9 protein-coding genes are annotated in these 16,225 nt (G+C 66.3%); 2 read left to right on the top strand and 7 right to left on the bottom strand.

The annotated features are described in order from the left end of the window. Window positions 1-142 precede the first annotated feature (142 nt). On the bottom strand, window positions 143-988 hold the full coding sequence (locus LCL87_RS13940; RefSeq protein WP_225020537.1) for an SAM-dependent methyltransferase: 846 nt from the start codon (window positions 986-988) through the stop codon (window positions 143-145). 131 nt (window positions 989-1,119) lie between these two features. On the opposite strand from LCL87_RS13940, the gene LCL87_RS13935 reads away from it, so the two are divergent. After that, window positions 1,120-1,932, top strand: a complete 813-nt coding sequence (locus tag LCL87_RS13935; RefSeq protein WP_225020535.1) for a mycofactocin-coupled SDR family oxidoreductase — start codon at window positions 1,120-1,122, stop codon at window positions 1,930-1,932. Window positions 1,933-1,991: 59 nt separating this feature from the next. Further along, window positions 1,992-3,752 carry a malto-oligosyltrehalose trehalohydrolase gene (gene treZ, locus LCL87_RS13930; RefSeq protein ID WP_225020533.1) on the top strand — a complete coding sequence of 587 codons (1,761 nt, stop codon included), beginning with the start codon at window positions 1,992-1,994 and terminating at the stop codon, window positions 3,750-3,752. Here the strand turns inward: treZ and LCL87_RS13925 are convergent. The 6 genes from LCL87_RS13925 to LCL87_RS13900 form a co-directional block, all read right to left on the bottom strand. Continuing rightward, window positions 3,733-4,470, bottom strand: coding sequence for a class F sortase (locus LCL87_RS13925; protein WP_225020531.1), 738 nt, complete (start codon window positions 4,468-4,470; stop codon window positions 3,733-3,735). The genes treZ and LCL87_RS13925 overlap by 20 nt on opposite strands. A 15-nt stretch (window positions 4,471-4,485) precedes the next feature. Further along, window positions 4,486-4,638 carry a hypothetical protein gene (locus LCL87_RS13920; protein WP_225020530.1) on the bottom strand — a complete coding sequence of 51 codons (153 nt, stop codon included), beginning with the start codon at window positions 4,636-4,638 and terminating at the stop codon, window positions 4,486-4,488. Window positions 4,639-4,642: 4 nt separating this feature from the next. Beyond that, window positions 4,643-5,446 carry a class E sortase gene (locus LCL87_RS13915; RefSeq protein WP_225020528.1) on the bottom strand — a complete coding sequence of 268 codons (804 nt, stop codon included), beginning with the start codon at window positions 5,444-5,446 and terminating at the stop codon, window positions 4,643-4,645. A gap of 33 nt (window positions 5,447-5,479) precedes the next feature. Then, window positions 5,480-5,620: a hypothetical protein gene (locus LCL87_RS13910; RefSeq protein ID WP_225020526.1), complete on the bottom strand. Its 141-nt coding sequence runs from the start codon at window positions 5,618-5,620 to the stop codon at window positions 5,480-5,482. Between the two features lie 145 nt (window positions 5,621-5,765). Further along, entirely contained in the window at window positions 5,766-10,520 is a 4,755-nt protein-coding gene (locus LCL87_RS13905; RefSeq protein ID WP_225020524.1) for a DUF5979 domain-containing protein, read from the bottom strand. A 507-nt stretch (window positions 10,521-11,027) separates the two neighbouring features. Beyond that, window positions 11,028-15,716 carry a CLIPPER-2 domain-containing protein gene (locus LCL87_RS13900; RefSeq protein WP_225020522.1) on the bottom strand — a complete coding sequence of 1,563 codons (4,689 nt, stop codon included), beginning with the start codon at window positions 15,714-15,716 and terminating at the stop codon, window positions 11,028-11,030. Between the last annotated feature and the right edge of the window lie 509 nt (window positions 15,717-16,225).

Here is a 16,225-nt window from a genome sequence, read left to right as displayed (position 1 = left end):
GTTCACGACAGTGTGACCGCGTCGCGCCTGCCGCAAGCCGGTTACGTACCGCCGCAACGCCCGCAGCGCGGACGGCGATCCTCTGTGCTCACCAGCGTGGGCGTATTCGCCGAATTCGTGCACCTCACAAACAGAATCCGTCTCAGGTGCGGTCGGCCGCGACCAACCACCGGTTTCCGGGTCGCGCCTGCCACACCCCGGGCCCTCCCTGCACTGTGCGCCCGTACCGTTCTGCGAGGTCGTCGATCGAAACCGCCGTGGCGCGCCATCCGTAGGAGTCGAACCACGCCACCGGATCGGCCGGACCGTTCGAACGCAACATGGCCAGCCAGTCCTCGCGGCTGATCGGGCTGTCGTGGAACAGCGGCGAGTCGTTGAGCGCGGCCGCCGCGTCGGCGTTGGTGATGGTCGCCCCGACCGCGCTGCCAGGCGCAGACAACTCTCCGATGCGGGCCATCAGTGCGTCGACGGCGTCGTCGGGCAGGTACATCAGCAGGCCCTCGAGGATCCATGCGGTCGGGACGTCCGGCAGAAAACCGGCATCGCGCAGTGCCGCGGGCCAGTCGTCGCGCAGGTCGATCGGCACGACGACGCGCGCGGCCGACGCGGGCGCGGCGTCACCGAGCACCTCGGCCTTGAAGCCGATCATGTCCGGGGTGTCGAGTTCGTACACGGTGACCGGACTGTGCCACGGCAAGCGGAAGGCGCGGGTGTCGAGACCGGCCCCGAGCAGCACCACCTGCCGGCACCCCCGGTCGACGGCGTCCAGCACGAAGTCGTCGAGGAACTTCGTCCGCGCGGCAACCCAGGCGGTCAACATCTCTCGCGTGGCGTCGTCCATCCGCTCGGTGGGTGGATCCCAGCCGGACCGCCGGACGAACTCACCGGCCCACGGGTCGTCGAGCAGTCGGTCGTCGCGCTCGGTCTCGAGTGCTCGTGCCGCTGCGACGAACACCGCCGTCACACCCACGCCGCGAGGCTGATTCATGTCGGCACCTCCTGGGGCAGCCCTGGTTCACCGTCGATTGTCCTCCCGGTGACCGGGACCGCGCCGCCCCGAGCCGTCGCCACTTCATATGGTCCAGGTCACATGATCGTCGAAGACTGGAGGCAGTACCCATGAGCGCGAACCGTTTCGTCGGCAAGGTCGCATTCATCACCGGAGCAGCGCGTGGACAGGGCCGCGCCGAGGCGGTGCGCCTGGCGACCGAGGGCGCCGACATCATCGCGATCGACGCGTGCGCCGAGTTCGACTCCACCGCCTACGACGGCGCCACCGAGGCGGATCTCGCCGAGACGGTCGCGCTGGTCGAGGCGCAGGGCCGGAAGATCGTCGCCACCAAGACCGACGTGCGCGACTTCGCCGCCGTCTCCGAGGCTCTCGCGAACGGTATCGCCGCACTCGGCCGCCTCGACGTCGTCGTCGCCAACGCAGGCATCTGTTCCGGCGCGATGTCGTGGGAGATCACCCCCGAGCAGTGGCAGGAGACCCTCGACGTCAACCTCACCGGCGTCTTCTACACCTGCAAGGCCGCGATCCCGCACCTGATCGAGCAGGGCGAGGGCGGTTCGATCGTCATCACCAGCTCCGTCGCCGGCCTGCGGGGCCTGCCGTTCCTCGGCCACTATGTGGCCAGCAAGCACGGCGTCACCGGACTCGCGAAGACGCTCGCCGTCGAGCTCGGCGCGCACAACATCCGGGTCAACACCGTTCACCCCAACGGTGTCGAGACGGGCATGCAGGTCAACGACATGCACGCCCTGGTCCAGGAGTACGCGACGACCCTGGCCCCGATCTTCATGGGCAGCCTGCCCGACCAGATCAGCCAGCCCGAGGACATCGCCAACGCCGTCGCATGGCTGGCGTCGGACGAGGCCCGGCACGTCACCGGCATCCAGTTGCCCGTCGACCTGGGCACCCTCATCCGCTGATCTGCCGGGTTCGGCACGGGTCGGCTGCGGTGTGCACGCGATCGGGGCATGCTGATCACGTGCACACCTTCGAGGTCTGGGCCCCGATCCCGCGCTCGGTCCGCGTCCACGTGGACGGGACCGAGCACGAGATGACCCGCTCCGCCGACGGATGGTGGCGCGCCGACGTCGACGCCGAACCGGGCGCGCGGTACGGGTACGTGCTCGACGACTCCCCCGTCGTCCTGCCCGACCCGCGATCACCCCGCCAGCCGGAGGGCGTGCACGTGCCGTCGCAGCTGCACGAGCTCGACGCCGCGCGGTGGACGGACACGGCGTGGACGGGCCGTCAGCTCGCCGGCAGCGTCGTCTACGAACTGCACGTGGGCACGTTCACGCCCGAGGGCACGTTCGACGCCGCGATCGGACGCCTCGACCACCTCGTCGACCTGGGCGTCGGCTTCGTCGAGCTGATGCCGGTGGCGGCCTTCAACGGCACCCACAACTGGGGCTACGACGGCGTGCTCTGGTACGCGGTCCACGAGCGGTACGGCGGCCCGGACGGCCTCCAGCGGTTCGTCGACGCGTGCCATCGGCGCGGGCTCGCGGTGGTGCTGGACGTCGTCTACAACCATCTCGGGCCGTCGGGCAACTACCTCGACCGGTTCGGGCCCTACCTTGCCGACGGCGCCAACTCGTGGGGTCGGGAGGTGAACCTGGCGGGTCCGGAGTCCACCGAGGTGCGCCGCTACATCGTCGACAACGCGCTGCGCTGGTTCCGCGACTTCCACATCGACGCCCTCCGACTGGACGCCGTGCACGCACTCGCGGACAACTCGGCGACGCATCTGCTCGAGGAACTGTCGATCGAGGTGCACCGACTGTCGACGCACCTGCGTCGACCGCTCACGCTGATCGCCGAGAGCGATCTCAACGACCCGCGCATCATCACCTCGCGGGCCGCCGGCGGATTCGGTCTCGACGCGCAGTGGGACGACGACATCCATCACGCGATCCACGCCGCGGTGTCCGGCGAACGGCAGGGCTACTACGGCGACTTCGGCTCGCTGCAGGCCCTCGCCCGCACCCTCACCCAGGGCTACTTCCACAACGGCACGTACTCGTCGTTCCGGGGGCGAATCCACGGTCGGCCCATCGACGTTCGCCGGATCCCCGCCGACGCCCTGCTGGCCTACACCTGCACCCACGACCAGATCGGCAACCGCGCCACCGGCGACCGCCCGGGCACGTATCTGTCCGACGGCCAACTCGCCGTCAAGGCCGCCCTGGTGCTGTGTTCGCCGTACACGCCGATGCTGTTCATGGGCGAGGAGTGGGGCGCCCGAACGCCGTTCCAGTACTTCACCTCCCATCCCGAGGCCGCGCTCGGCGCGGCCACCGCGGAGGGACGTCGGCGCGAGTTCGCCGAGCACGGATGGGATTACGACTCCGTTCCGGATCCGCAGGAACCTGCCACGTTCCAGCGCTCGAAACTCGACTGGGACGAGCCGTCGGTTCCGGCACACGGCCGCCTGCTGGAGTGCTATCGCGCGCTGATCGACCTGCGGCGCAGCCGCTCCGAGATCAGCGACCCGTGGCTCGAGCATCTGGGCATCGAGTACGACGAAGACGCAAAGTGGATCGCGATGATCCGCGGGTCACTGCGCGTCGTGTGCAACCTGGGCACCGCCGCGGTGACCGTGCCGGTCGGCGGGATCCCGCTGCTGTGGTGGGACGAGCCCACCGTCGACGAGACCGCGTCCGCGGTGGTCCTGCCGGGTCACTCGTTCGCGGTCCTGGATGCCGATCCGGCTGCCAGGATCAGAACGGGACGGCGGTGACCACCACGTTCTCGAGGTAGGTGCCCCGGCCCTGCGCGTCCTTCACGATCTCCCCGCCACACGTGACGATGTGCAGTTCTCGCGGACCACCGGGCCCCTGGAACGCCCAGTCCGGCAGCGCCTGCTTGACGAACCGCTCCATCTTCGTGATCTTCCATCGGGTCACGACGCCGTCCTTCGTCACGTACACCGCATCCCCCGGATACAGCGTGTGCATCCAATACAACGCGCCCTCACCCTGATTCGCGTTGTCCACGTGACCGGCCACCAGGATTCCCCCGTCCGGGGCATCGATCGGCGCCGAGCCCGTCCAGTACGTCACCTGACTCACGTCCCGCGGCAACAACAGGCTCTGATCCGCCGCCAATCCGAGCGGATCAAGCGTGGTCTCCACCCCGATCGCCGGGATCACCACACTGTTGTCGGGCAGCGGCCCGAACGGCACCTGCGGCCGATCCGCCGGGTTCTCCGCCGCCGGCCCGGGCTTGCGCGCCTTCCCACCCGCGCCGATCCCCGGCACAGCGCCGTCGACCGGATCCGCGACGCCGTCGGGCGACAGATCGAACGTCGACCGAGGCACCGGCGCAGCCGCCGCAGGCTCGGGCTGCAACCCGCGGAAGACGAGGACTCCACCCCCCGCGAGCAGGATCAGCGCGACGACGACCATCAGGATCGTCCCGCCCCGACCGGCTCGTCGCCTGGCCTCGTGCCTACCCATGCCTGCCGTCCTCCCCTATACGGTGACGTCAGAGTAGGGCATCTGCTCGGACACCCACGGGAATACGACTTCCATGAGCAGCAGCACGAACGCGACCGCGAGGGCGATCGCCAGTAGCGCCTTCACCGGTCGAGGACCCGGGAGCATGCGCCAGAGATAGCCGTACATCTGTCTACTCCTGCAACGCCGCAGGCAGGTTGCCCGACGACTTCGAGACGGTCTCGACGCGAACGGCATGCACGATCATGCGTTCGGAGTTCGAGAACAGTGGATGACACGTGGTGAGCGTGAGGATGCTTTCCAGCCCCGGGTGCGGCTCGACCCACGGGGCGCCGGGCAGTGGGTTGACGACCTCGATGTCGTCGGGCGTAGTGATGTGCCGTCCCTGGAGGTGGGCGTAGTCGCCGTCGGCGACCCGATCGACCTGCTCCGGACTCAGGCAGGCTGACGCCGCAGCGCGGCGTTCGGGCGCAGTGGCGTCGAGCGGGAGCACTCGGTAAGTGACCCATTGAAATTCGGTCTCCACGACCACGGCATCACAGGTGTCGAGCCGATCCAGGTGCTGGAACACCGCACCGGTACCGATGCGATGCCCGGCGAGCGCGAAATTTCCGGGCTCGCCGGGCATCTGCGAGTCGACATAGTGGCCGGGACCGGCCCGCAGGTCCTCGTTGCGTGTGCCCTCCACGACCGCGTAGGCCGCATCAAGGACGGGAATATGCACGCGCGCAAAACCTTCGCCGAGAGCCGGGGACGGCGGGGCGACCGGCTCGCCGCCGGCCGCCCCTCTACCCCAGGATTCCGTCAGGTTGTTGTCGACCTCGTCCTGCAGCCGCCCCGAGACGATATTCGTCCAGTACGCCTCGTAGAAGACGTACAGCAGGACGACGACCCCCGCGGTGAGGAGCAGTTCGCCGATGACCCGGCCCACATTCGGCCGGGTCCGCTGCGGCCCAGGAACTTTGGTGTCACGCATGGGCCGGAGCCCCCTCCACAGGTGTCGAACCGGCTAGCTGCCCAGGTTGATCGCGGCGCTTCCGCCGCCACCGAGCAGATCATAGAGAAGGACGGACAACCGACCGAGACCGTCGATCACGGCGGAACCGGTGGTCTGGACATCGAAGGTGAGAGAGAGCGGGAGGACGAGCACGGAAGATTCTCCTTTCGAGGGCGGCCGAACAATCGGCCGCGACATTTCTGATCCGCTGGTCAGCGGAATTCGGTGTGGCACCGGTCCGGGGCGGGCGCGACCCGGTAGATCGCGCCCGCCCCGTTACCGTGTGTCGGCCGAGGGACTAGCCCTCGCCGGTCACCCGCCTGCGGTTACGCAGCGTGAGCCATCCGCCACCGGCGATCAGCACGAGCGCCGCACCGGCGAGCCAGACGACGTTCGCACCCGTCACGGGCAGCGACGACGACTGGTCCGGAGCAGGTTTGCCCGGAGCCGGCTGGCCCGGAGCACCGTTGTGGCCGGAGTTACCCGGCTGTTCCGGCGAACCCGGCTGGCCCGGCTGGCCCGGCTGCTCCGGCTGGCCGGAGACCGGCGGGGTCGGCCCGTCGGATCCGGTCCCCGGCGGGGTCAGCGATCCACCCCACGGCGGCAGCGGGATCGGGAGCGGGATGATGATCAGACCGTTGCTGCTGGTCTTGTTCTCGAGACCCAGCACCACCGACTCGTTCGCGTCACCGGTGAGGGTGACGGAGACAGCGGTCGACTTGCCGTCGATCGTGGCAACCTCCGCCTCGCCCTCGTTGACGCCCCACACGACCTCGCCCCACTTGACGTTGGTCACGTCGGTGAGTGCGCCGGTCTCGGCGAAGGTGATCTCCGTGTCGCGCGGGAAGTAGACCCGGCCGTCGACGACGGCCGCGTCACACCCGGCGGTCGGGCTGACCGAGCCGCCCGGCTTGACGTCGAGGACGCAGGTGCGATCCTCACCGTCGACGTCCGTCCACGTGGCCGTGACCTGGAAGGTCGTGGACTCGTGCTCCGTCACCTGCTTGCCCTTGGGGCCGGTCACGATCTTGTCGATGTCCACGTCCGTGGTCGGGATCGGGCGGTTGTGGATCTCCACCACTGCCTTGTCACCCGCCACGACCTCGACGGTATTGCGGTGGCCGGGTTCACCGGCGTCCGCAGCCACGTTGTAGTACGGCCGCGCCCAGGAGATTCCGGGCAGGGCAGCGGGATCGACCTCGGCGAAGGTGATCACGGTGTCCCGCGGCAGCACCTCGCCGGACGTCCAGCTCCAGTCGTTCTCGGCATTGAGGGTGATGGTCTCGTTCACTGCCGGGAACTCGGTTCCCTCGGGCAGCGCCGGCGTGATGCCATCGATCTTGACCTTGAACTCAGCACCCTCGGGCAGGTCAGCCTCGGTGGCGCGGATGAGGTCATCCCCGTCGAGGATGAACTTCGTGAACTCGACCGAGCCGAACTTCCACAGCGCCTCGTTCGACAGGGTGATCAATCGACCGTCGATCGGGGCGTCCGAGACGATGCCCGTCGCGGTGCCGTCGGCGTTCGAGATGAGCCAGGAGCCCCCGGTCGGGTCAGTGCCCCACGAGGTCGTGCCCCACTCGACTCGGTCGATGCCGGGACGCCCCTTCTCGGTGAAGGTCACCTGGGTACCGACAGGGATGTCGACGCCGAGCGGCGTGCTCTCGCCCTGCTTGACGGTCAGTTCCTTGAAGCGGAACTCCGTGCCGTCCTGCCAGCGCGCCTCGACCGTGAACGCCTCGTCTCCGACGGCCTCGGCGGCCTCGCCGCTGACCTGCTTGGTGATGCGCAGGGTGCCGTCGTTGGTGTCGACGTAGTTCTTCACCTCGACCTGGCCCCGGTCCTTGCCGATGGTCACCACGGCCGAGCCGGGTGCGCCGGCGGTGACGTTCCCGGCGTATGCGGGCACGCTCCAGGCGAGACCGCTACCGTTCGCCGGAACCGTCTCGGTCAGCGTCACCTTGGTGCCACCGGGCAGGTTCTCACCGAACGAAACCGTGCTGCCGTCCTTCGGGAGCTTCAGCGTCTTGGTCTGCTCGACTCCGTCCGTGCCCGTCCAAGTGGCGGTCACGTCGAAGGTGGCCGGCACGTTCTTGTTGAACGCCTCCGGTCCGGTGAGCGCCTTCCTCACGTCGAACGAGCCGTAGGTGATCTTGGCCTCGTTGGTGATGGAGACCGTGTTCGCCGCGGCGTTGGTACCGATGGTGAGCGTGTTCGGCACGATCACCGGCGCCGCCCACGTCACGCGGTCGGTGTTCAGCGGCAGGACCTCGTCGAAGGTGACCTTCGCTCCGATGGGCAGGTCCTTCAGCTCGAAGTGCTGACCGCTCTTCAGGGTGAACTGGCGCACCTCGGTGCCGGTGGCGTCGTCATTGTCGTCGATGCGCGCGTTGATGACGAACGACTCGTTGCCGGAGAGGTCACCGAGCCCGTCACCGATGACGGTCTTGGTGATCGTCGCCTTGCCCAGGACGGCCTTGTTCAGCAGGGTGACACCGATGTTGGCCTTCGGCGTGATGGTCACCAGCGCCTGGGTCTGGTCCGCGTTGAGGGTCACGCCCGCTGCCGGGCGGAACTTGCCCTGTTCGAAGTAGACGCCGCCGACGGTGGGCAGGTCGATCTCGGACAGGCGGATCTGCCAGCCGGTGCCGCGGGGGTTGTGCCCGTTGACCGGCGTTCCGTCGGCCTTCACCTTGATGTTGTAGGTGCTGGTCGGCTTGTTGTTCGCCGGATCGTTCCCGGGGGCGAACTCCTCGACCTTCACGGTGAACTCGGTGTCCTCCGGGAACTCCTTGGAGAGCGGTGCGGCCTCCTTCTGGAGCGAGAACGAGCCGCGCGTCACACCGGTACCGGTGCCGCCACCGCCCCAGGTCTGCTCGACGCTCTTCGAGTTGATGATGTTGCCCGTGTAGGCAAGCGAGTTTCGGTACTCCGTGCCGAACTGATCCAGCCCACCGCTGGCGGTGCACAGGGTGTAGTCGATGAAGTACCGGATCTCACGGTTGTAGTCGCCGGCGTCCTCGTCCTTCGGGAGGGTGAACTTGATCCCGTCGGCGGTTCGCTCGACCGTGGTGGCGGCGGTGAGGTCGCGCTCCGGGTTGACACTGTTGGTGCCGAGGAAGTCCTTCGCAACGACCTTGAGATTGAGGTTCGCCTTGAGATCGTTGCCGACCTCACACACGGTCAGGGTGTCCGAGAAGGTGTCCGTGACGACCGCACGTTCCGTGAGCGTCTCGAGGTGGCGTCCGGGGATCTCCACCTTCCAGTCGAGGGTCGTGCCGGCCGGCTGCGCCTCTCCGGCGACCATCCGCGGCGTCTTGTTGAGCGCGCCGCTCTTGCTGCCCTCGAATGCGGGACCCTTCGCCGTAGCGGTGACCGGATCAGTGTTCACCGTCGCCGAGTTGGTGAACTCCACCGTGTTGTCCGGCACCTCGCTCCCGGTGAGGCAGCTCCGGTAGGTGACGTAGTAGTACTGCTTCGGGTCGATCGTGCCGGCATCCTTCGGCGTGATTGTCACGGTGAAGGTCGTGGCGCCCTCCGTGGCACCTGTGACGGCGACGTCGAAATCGCCGGTGACGGTGGTGCGTCCGTAACCCGAGCCATCCAATGCAGGCAGTCGGTTGGCGCGCTCGATCCTCAGATCGAGGCCCGACTTGCAGACGGCGTGCCCGGTACCGAGAGTCTCCACAATGGTGACCTTCTTGTCCGGGGTGGTGATGCCGGCAATGTAGCTGCCCGGGACCAGGATCGACCAGTCGGCCTCCATGTAGCGCTTACCCTTGTCCAGACTTCCAGACTTGGACGGCGCGGTCTTCGGGACAAAGTCCTGCCCGACGCCAAGCGCGCTCACAGTCTTGCCGCCGATCTGCACGGAGTTGTCGTAAACAGTCCCGGCAGCGTCTGCCTCACCGCTGACCGTGCACGAGGTGTACTCGACGCGGTAGACCATGTCGCTCTTGAAAGCCGCACCGTTGGTGATCGCGATGGAGACGGGAGCGCCCGCAGCAGCCTGGCTGACGGTGACACCGCCCGAGACCTCATCGAATTTGTCCCGGCCGACCAGCAGCTTGGCGTTGGGCAGGGTGCCCGCGCACAGCTTCATGTTGCCCGAGAGCGCATCGGTCAGGTTCACCGAACCGTTGCCGGTGTCCAGAGCGGCCAGATCTGCGCCGGGGATATCGATCGTCCAACGCACGGACTGCTTGTTGTCCTGGAGCTTGCCGGACTTCTTGGCCTCGCCGATGGTGACGCCGTCGCTGATGCCGCCCGTACCGGGCAGATCGACCGCCACGACCTCATTGTTGATCGTGAAGTTCACCGTCTCGGACGTGGTGCGCTCGACTGCCTTCGTGTAGACCGTGAAGGTGCCGAACACGTCCAGTTCGCGGCCGTCCACGGCGTCGGTGAGCACACAGGTCATGAGATTGGTGGCGGCCACCAGCTCGCAGTTGCCCCAGATGATCGGACTGCCGTTGTCGGTCCCCTCGAGAGCGATCGGCTGGTTGGCCGGGAACTTCAGCTCGTCGGGGAACTTGATCGTGAACTCGTCACCCTTTTTGGGAGTGGTCTTCGACGCGTCCCACGTGCCGCTCACCTCGACGGAGTCCCCGACCTTGATCTGCGGGCCGGGAGTTCCCACGACCTTGACCTCGGTGATCGCGACCTCGATGCCGGGGTTGAGTCCACGCGCCGCGCTTCGCTGCGCCGTCGTGGGGGCCACGCTCGTCGTGGTCGCGGGCGCCTTCGACTCGGCCGGCGCCTTCGTCGTGGTTGCGGGCGACTCCGACGTGGTCACCGCCGGCGCCTTCGTCGTGGTCGTGGTCGTGGTCGTGGGTGCTGCCGGAGCGGAGCTCCGTTCCGTTGTCGAGGGCGAACTCTCGGCAGTCTGCGTCGGAGCAGGGGTGGTCGAGGTCGCGCTCGGGTTCGCCGAGGCAACCGGGGCGATCGAGAACGAAGTCAAGACCAACGCCATGACCGCAAAGATCATCCCCAGCGCCGCCCACCTAGACACCACCTCCCCTCCGGCACGCCGCAGGAAGACACGTTTACGCATGAAGGACACCTTTCGTTCGACACACCCGATTTGCCGCACGCCTGAGGAGAGTTCGGCGACTACGGAGAAAAGGACAAACACCTCATATACACGAGATGGCGACACGAAAGGTGATACAAAAAAGTGTCGGCGACGGCACAACACCACCGTCAACGCAACCGGTCGGACGAATAACGCAATGCGCCACTGCGGAATTCAGAACCGGGCCGCAGATCGACCGGCATGCCACAGCGCCCGAGGGCCAACCGGAATCTCACCCTCTAATTCATCCACCCGCCCGACGGAAAGTGATCCACGACACTCCGCTGCAGATTCTTCGACCGCCTCGCACCGGACCCGGTCGGAGCGCGCGGAATGTGTCGTACGACACTGCGTCGCAGCGGGTCCGGCGACCGATCGCGCAAAAGCCGGCGAGGCCGTGAACCGATCCGACGAAGACTCCCGACAGAAGCAGGGTGGCCCGAGACGAACATCGTCTCGGGCCACCCTGTCAATCGTCAGTGATCATCACAGATCCGTGACATCACCTTCCTCGGCCTTGCGCCTGCGCAGTGCCAGGACCAGCACACCGCCCGCGGCGACCAGCAGCGCCAGTCCCCCGGCGACGAGACCGGCGTTCAGTCCGCCGTCACCGTCGGCGCCCAGACCGGAATCGATCAGTCCGCCCTTGGGATTCGACGCCTGGTTCTCGGCGTCCGTGCCCGTGCCCGGGCCCTGTCCCGGCTGGTTGCCCTCACCGGTGGGGTTGCCATCGATGACCGGAGTATCGGTCCCCGCCGGCTCACCCGCAGATCCCGTCGACCCGGTCGAGCCGAGCGAGCCCGTCAGGAGCCCCGGAATGATCGGAATGATGATCAGACCCGGGAAGCTCGACTTGTCCGGCGTCACCGTCTCGTTCGACGGCTCCGACACGACGTCGTCACCCTTCGGGTTCGTGCCCGTCGCGGTCGCAACGTTGTCGATGCGACCGGCCTTGACGTCGGCCCTGGTCACGACGTACGTCGCGGTGCAGGCCACCGAATCCTTCGGTGCCAGCGACTTCGCACCATCGGGGCAGGTGATCGCCGACATGGTCCCGGTGCCGGTGAACTCGCCCTCGTTCACCTTGACGTCCTTCAGCGTGACGTCACCGACGTTGGTGATCACGAACCGGTAGGTGACCTCCTGCCCCAGCTTCACCTTCTCGCGCGGGTTCGCCTTCTTGACAATGCTGATGCCCGGATGCGGATGACCCGGCAGCGACACCTGCGACTCCGGCGACTCGATCGGTTCCTTGCCCGGCGTGGTGCCGGTCGCGGTCGCGACGTTGTCGAGCTTGCCGTTGTCGATGTCGGCCTGCGTGAGCGTGTATGTCGCCGTGCAGTTCACCGAATCGTTCGGCGCCAACGAGCTCGCGCCCGCCTCACAGATCGGATCCGACATCGGGCCGGAACCGGTGAAGGACTTCTCGTTCGGGCGAACGTCGGTGAGCGTCACGTCACCGGTGTTCGTGATCACGAACGAGTAGGTGATCTCCTTGCCCACCTTGAACTCCGACGAATCGGAGATCGACGCGGTCTTCACGATCGACAGGTCCGGGTTCGGAGTGCCCTCGATCCCACCGTCCGACGGCGGCGACTCGATCGGCGTGTCGGTGCCCGGCGGCGTGCCGGTCGCGGTCGCAGTGTTGTCCACCTTGCCGGCATCGACGTCGGCCTGGGTCAGCTCGTACAGCGCCGTGCAGGTCACCTGCTCGTTCGGCGCCAGCGACTTCGCCTCGTCCGGGCACGTCATCTCGGTGATCGTGCCGGTACCGGAGAAGTCACCCTCCTTGATCGTGACGTTCGCCATCGTGACGTTGCCGGTGTTGGTGACCGCGAAGGAGTACTTCACCTTCGCGCCGGCCTTGAAGCCGTCCAGGCTCGTCAGCGACGCAGACTTGACGACCTCGAGCTGAGGCGCCTGCTTACCGGTGACGTCGACGTTCGACGGATCGGACTCGATCGGCGTTCCCGACGGCGGGGTTCCGGTCGCCGTGGCGGTGTTCTCGACCGTGCCGACGTTCATGTCGTCGACGGTGAACGTGTAGGTGGCCTCACAGGTCACCGACTTGCCGGGATCCAGCTTCTTGGCATCGTCCGGGCAGGTGATCGCGGACAGCGTTCCCTTGCCGGAGAACTCGTTCTCCTTGACGCCGACGTCCTTCAGGGTCTGATCACCGGTGTTGGTGATCGTGAACTTGTAGGTGACGGTGTCGTTCACCTTGACGTTCTCCCGCGGCTCCGCGGTCTTCTCGAGCTTCAGCGCCGACTTGGGATCGCCGGCGAGGTTCTCCTCGTCCTGCGGGGACTCGATCGGCTCGTCGGTCCCCGGGGGCGTGCCGGTCGCGGTCGCGGCGTTGTCGAGCTTGCCCGCGTTGATGTCGGCCTGCGTCAGCTCGTACGTCGCCGTGCACTGCACCTTGGCACCCGGCGCCATGGACTTGGCACCGTCCGGGCAGGACACGTCGGAGAGCTCACCGCTGCCGGTGAACGCGCCTTCGACGACCTTGACGTTCGTCAGGGTCTGGTTGCCCGTGTTGGTGATGTCGAAGGTGTAGGTGACCTTCTGGCCGACCTTGAAGTCCGAGACGCCGTTGGGCGACGCGGTCTTGACGATCTCGAGGTTCGGCTTCTGGTTGCCAGTCAGCTTCGCGTCGTCCTCTTCGGACGTGACCGGACCACCCGACGGCGGAGTGCCCGTCGCCGTCGCGACGTTGTCGAGCTTGCCCCGGTCCACGTCCGCCTGGGTCAGCGTGTACGTGGCGGTGCACTTCACGGAGGCGTTGGGAGCCAACGGCTTCGACTTGTCCGGGCAATCGAAGGCACTCAACTTGGACTTGTCGCCCGTGAACGACACCTCGTTGGGCACGACGTTCGTCAGCGTCACGTTGCCGGTGTTCGTCATCGTGAACGTGTAGGTGACGGTCTTGCCCACCTGGAACTCGTCGGGATCAGCAGGTGACGCAGTCTTCTCCAGGCTGATCGCCGGCTTCGGCTCGCCCGAGAGCGTCTTGTCCGACGGATTCGACGTGACCGGCCCGCCCGACGGCGGGGTGCCCGTCGCGGTGGCGGTGTTCTCCAACTTGCCGGCATCGATGTCGGCCTGCGTCAGCGTGTACTTCGCCGTGCAGGTCACCGACGCACCCGGCGCCAGCGACGCCGCGCCCGCCGGGCAGTCGAACGCCGACATGTCGCCCGAACCCGAGAAGTTCGTCTCGTTCGGATGCACGTCGGTCAGTGTCACGTCACCGGTGTTCTTGATCAGGAACGAGTACGAGATCTCCTGGTCCACCTTGTAATCCGCGGTGGTCGACGGCGACGCGTCCTTCACCAGTGACAGCGACTTGGCGGGATTTCCCTCGACGATCTCCTTGCCCGGAGGGGAGACGATCGGCGTGTCGGTGCCCGGCGGTGTGCCCGTGGCGGTCGCCGAGTTCTCGATCTTTCCGTTGTCGATGTCCTTCTGCGTCAGCGTGTACTCCGCCGTGCACGTCACCGACGTCTTCGGTGCGAGAGACGCTGCCGTCGCGGGGCACTCGACCGCCGACAGCGGGCCGGCACCCGTGAACGATCCCTCGTTCACCTTGATGTTCCGCAACGTCACGTCACCGGTGTTGGTGACCTTGAAGCTGTACTTGATCGTCTGGCCCAGCTTGTAGCTCTCGGCAGACTTGGGCGACGCGGTCTTCTCGATCGAGATACCGGGCGTGGTCGGACCACCCTTGAGCGGGACCTTCGACTCGTCCGAGTTCACCGGCTTGCCACCCGGATCCGTGCCGGTCGCGGTCGCGGTGTTGTCGAGAGTCCCGCGGTCGATGTCCTCCTGCTGGAGGACATAGGTCGCGGTACAGGTCACGGAAGCCTTGGCCGCCAACGACTTCGCGCCATCGGGGCAGGAGAAGTCCGACATCTGCGCCTTGCCGGAGAACGCCTTCTCGACCGGCTTGACGTCTTTGAGCGTCACATCGCCGGTGTTGGTCATCTTGAAGCTGTAGGTGATCGTCTTGCCGACCTTGAAATCTGCCGGAGCGTTCGGCGCGGCCGTCTTCTCCAGGGCGAGACCGGACTTCAGGGACCCGTTGGTGAAGGTGCAGATGACACTCGCACCACCCTTCGTGCTGGGAAGCGACACCTTGCCGGATGCGCCGGCGCCGTTCGACAGCTTCGCGTTGGTCTTCGCGTCGAGACACTGCCAGGTCACGTTGTAGTTGGCGAGATCCGCACCGTTCTTCGCCGTCTCCTTGATGGTGTACTCGGTACCGGGAAGCCCCAAGAGCGGTCCCACCTTGACCGGCTGGACACCCGTGGCGCTTCCCGTGGTCGTTGCGGTATTGCCAGTGCTGACTCCGCCGCCGGTTACCTCGAGTAAGAACTGGTCACCGTCCGCGACACGCCCCGCCGGAAGGTCCTTACGCAACTCGATCGAGTACGGGTCGCTGCACGAGCCGAGGTCGTACATTTCCATGCTGCTCAAGGTCTTGACGGTCGCACCGGTCGCCGGGTCGACGCGAGTCAAATCTTTGCTTCCGGTCCTGCCGACGTACAGGTATCCGTCGGAACCGAAGGCGATCGAGGTTGCGCTTGCGAACGCCTTCGACTTGCCCGTGGTTGCCGTTGCCGTCACCGTCGAGTTCGCGTTGATCGGCCCGGGAACCGAGTAGACCAGGCCCTCACCGCTTCCCGACGACACGATGTAGAGGTTGCCGGCCGCATCGAACGCGATGTCTCCGTTGGTGCCAGGCCGCGACGTAGTGACATTCACCTTCACGTCGCCGGGCACGACGGAATTGGTGCCAGGGTCGTAGACGCCGTACTTGAATCCGCCGTTATCGACGTATCCGCCGAAATAGTACAAACCGTTCTTCGGGTTCACGGCACCCTGAAACGTCTGATAGCCGCTCGGACGATTGGTTTCCGACGTTTCTCCGGTGCTTGCGTTGTACTTGTAGATCTTGTTCTGATCCGTGTAGACCGCGTACGCGCCCCCGACCCCGATTCCCAACTGGTTAGGGCTGCTCGTCTTCAACTTGAAATCGGCCGTAGCCTTGCCGTCGGCCTGATTGATTCGATACGCATTCGAATCGTTGTTGTTGACCGCGTAGAGCACATCGCAACTCAGCGCCTCCGCCGCTGCCGCGGTCCCTGCGCCGACCGTCGCGGTCGTAATCGTAACCATGGCGGCCAACATGGCCATGACCACAGTTCGGATGACGCCCCTGCGCAGGGCGCCGCTCAACCTCACCATTTGAGGCCCTTCTTATGGACGCCCGGCCGGATTCGGCAGCGAGCGATGGATGACATGGACAATCACCCCGACGCGGGACATACAAACACAATCGGTAGTACATGTCCTGCGCCCGAAGAACCCATCCACAGAGCTTCACCCCAGCTTTCACCCACGCGAAATCCACTGCGCTTCAACGGAACTCGACAATCCCGAATGCAGAGGGTGAAAGGTCAGGGTGATAGCGAAAGATTCAACCATTTCACCCGCAGATTCATCCCTTTGGACTGCAGTCCAAACTCGCTGCGCACCAGAATCATTCGCCGAGCGCAGCTCGAACCAACTCGCCCGAAGTGTGGAGCGGCGCCGTACTGGGCTGCGACGCTTGACGATTCTCGCTAACGATGTGACGTGGCGCACATACGCGAACGGCCCGCTCGATAGTGAATCGAGCGGGCCGC

It is taken from the genome of Prescottella equi (assembly GCF_020171745.1).
Taxonomy (GTDB): domain Bacteria; phylum Actinomycetota; class Actinomycetes; order Mycobacteriales; family Mycobacteriaceae; genus Prescottella; species Prescottella equi_A.
Note: the sequence above shows the minus strand (reverse complement) of the source record. Positions and strands in the feature narration are given on the sequence as shown.

Bases quoted from the DNA above. Each gene is read 5' to 3' on its own strand.
- LCL87_RS13940 (WP_225020537.1), bottom strand. From the start codon at position 988: ATGAATCAGCCTCGCGGCGTGGGTGTGACGGCGGTGTTCGTCGCAGCG.
- LCL87_RS13935 (WP_225020535.1), top strand. From the start codon at position 1,120: ATGAGCGCGAACCGTTTCGTCGGCAAGGTCGCATTCATCACCGGAGCA.
- LCL87_RS13925 (WP_225020531.1), bottom strand. From the start codon at position 4,470: ATGGGTAGGCACGAGGCCAGGCGACGAGCCGGTCGGGGCGGGACGATC.
- LCL87_RS13920 (WP_225020530.1), bottom strand. From the start codon at position 4,638: ATGTACGGCTATCTCTGGCGCATGCTCCCGGGTCCTCGACCGGTGAAG.
- LCL87_RS13915 (WP_225020528.1), bottom strand. From the start codon at position 5,446: ATGCGTGACACCAAAGTTCCTGGGCCGCAGCGGACCCGGCCGAATGTG.
- LCL87_RS13905 (WP_225020524.1), bottom strand. From the start codon at position 10,520: ATGCGTAAACGTGTCTTCCTGCGGCGTGCCGGAGGGGAGGTGGTGTCT.
- LCL87_RS13900 (WP_225020522.1), bottom strand. From the start codon at position 15,716: ATGGTTACGATTACGACCGCGACGGTCGGCGCAGGGACCGCGGCAGCG.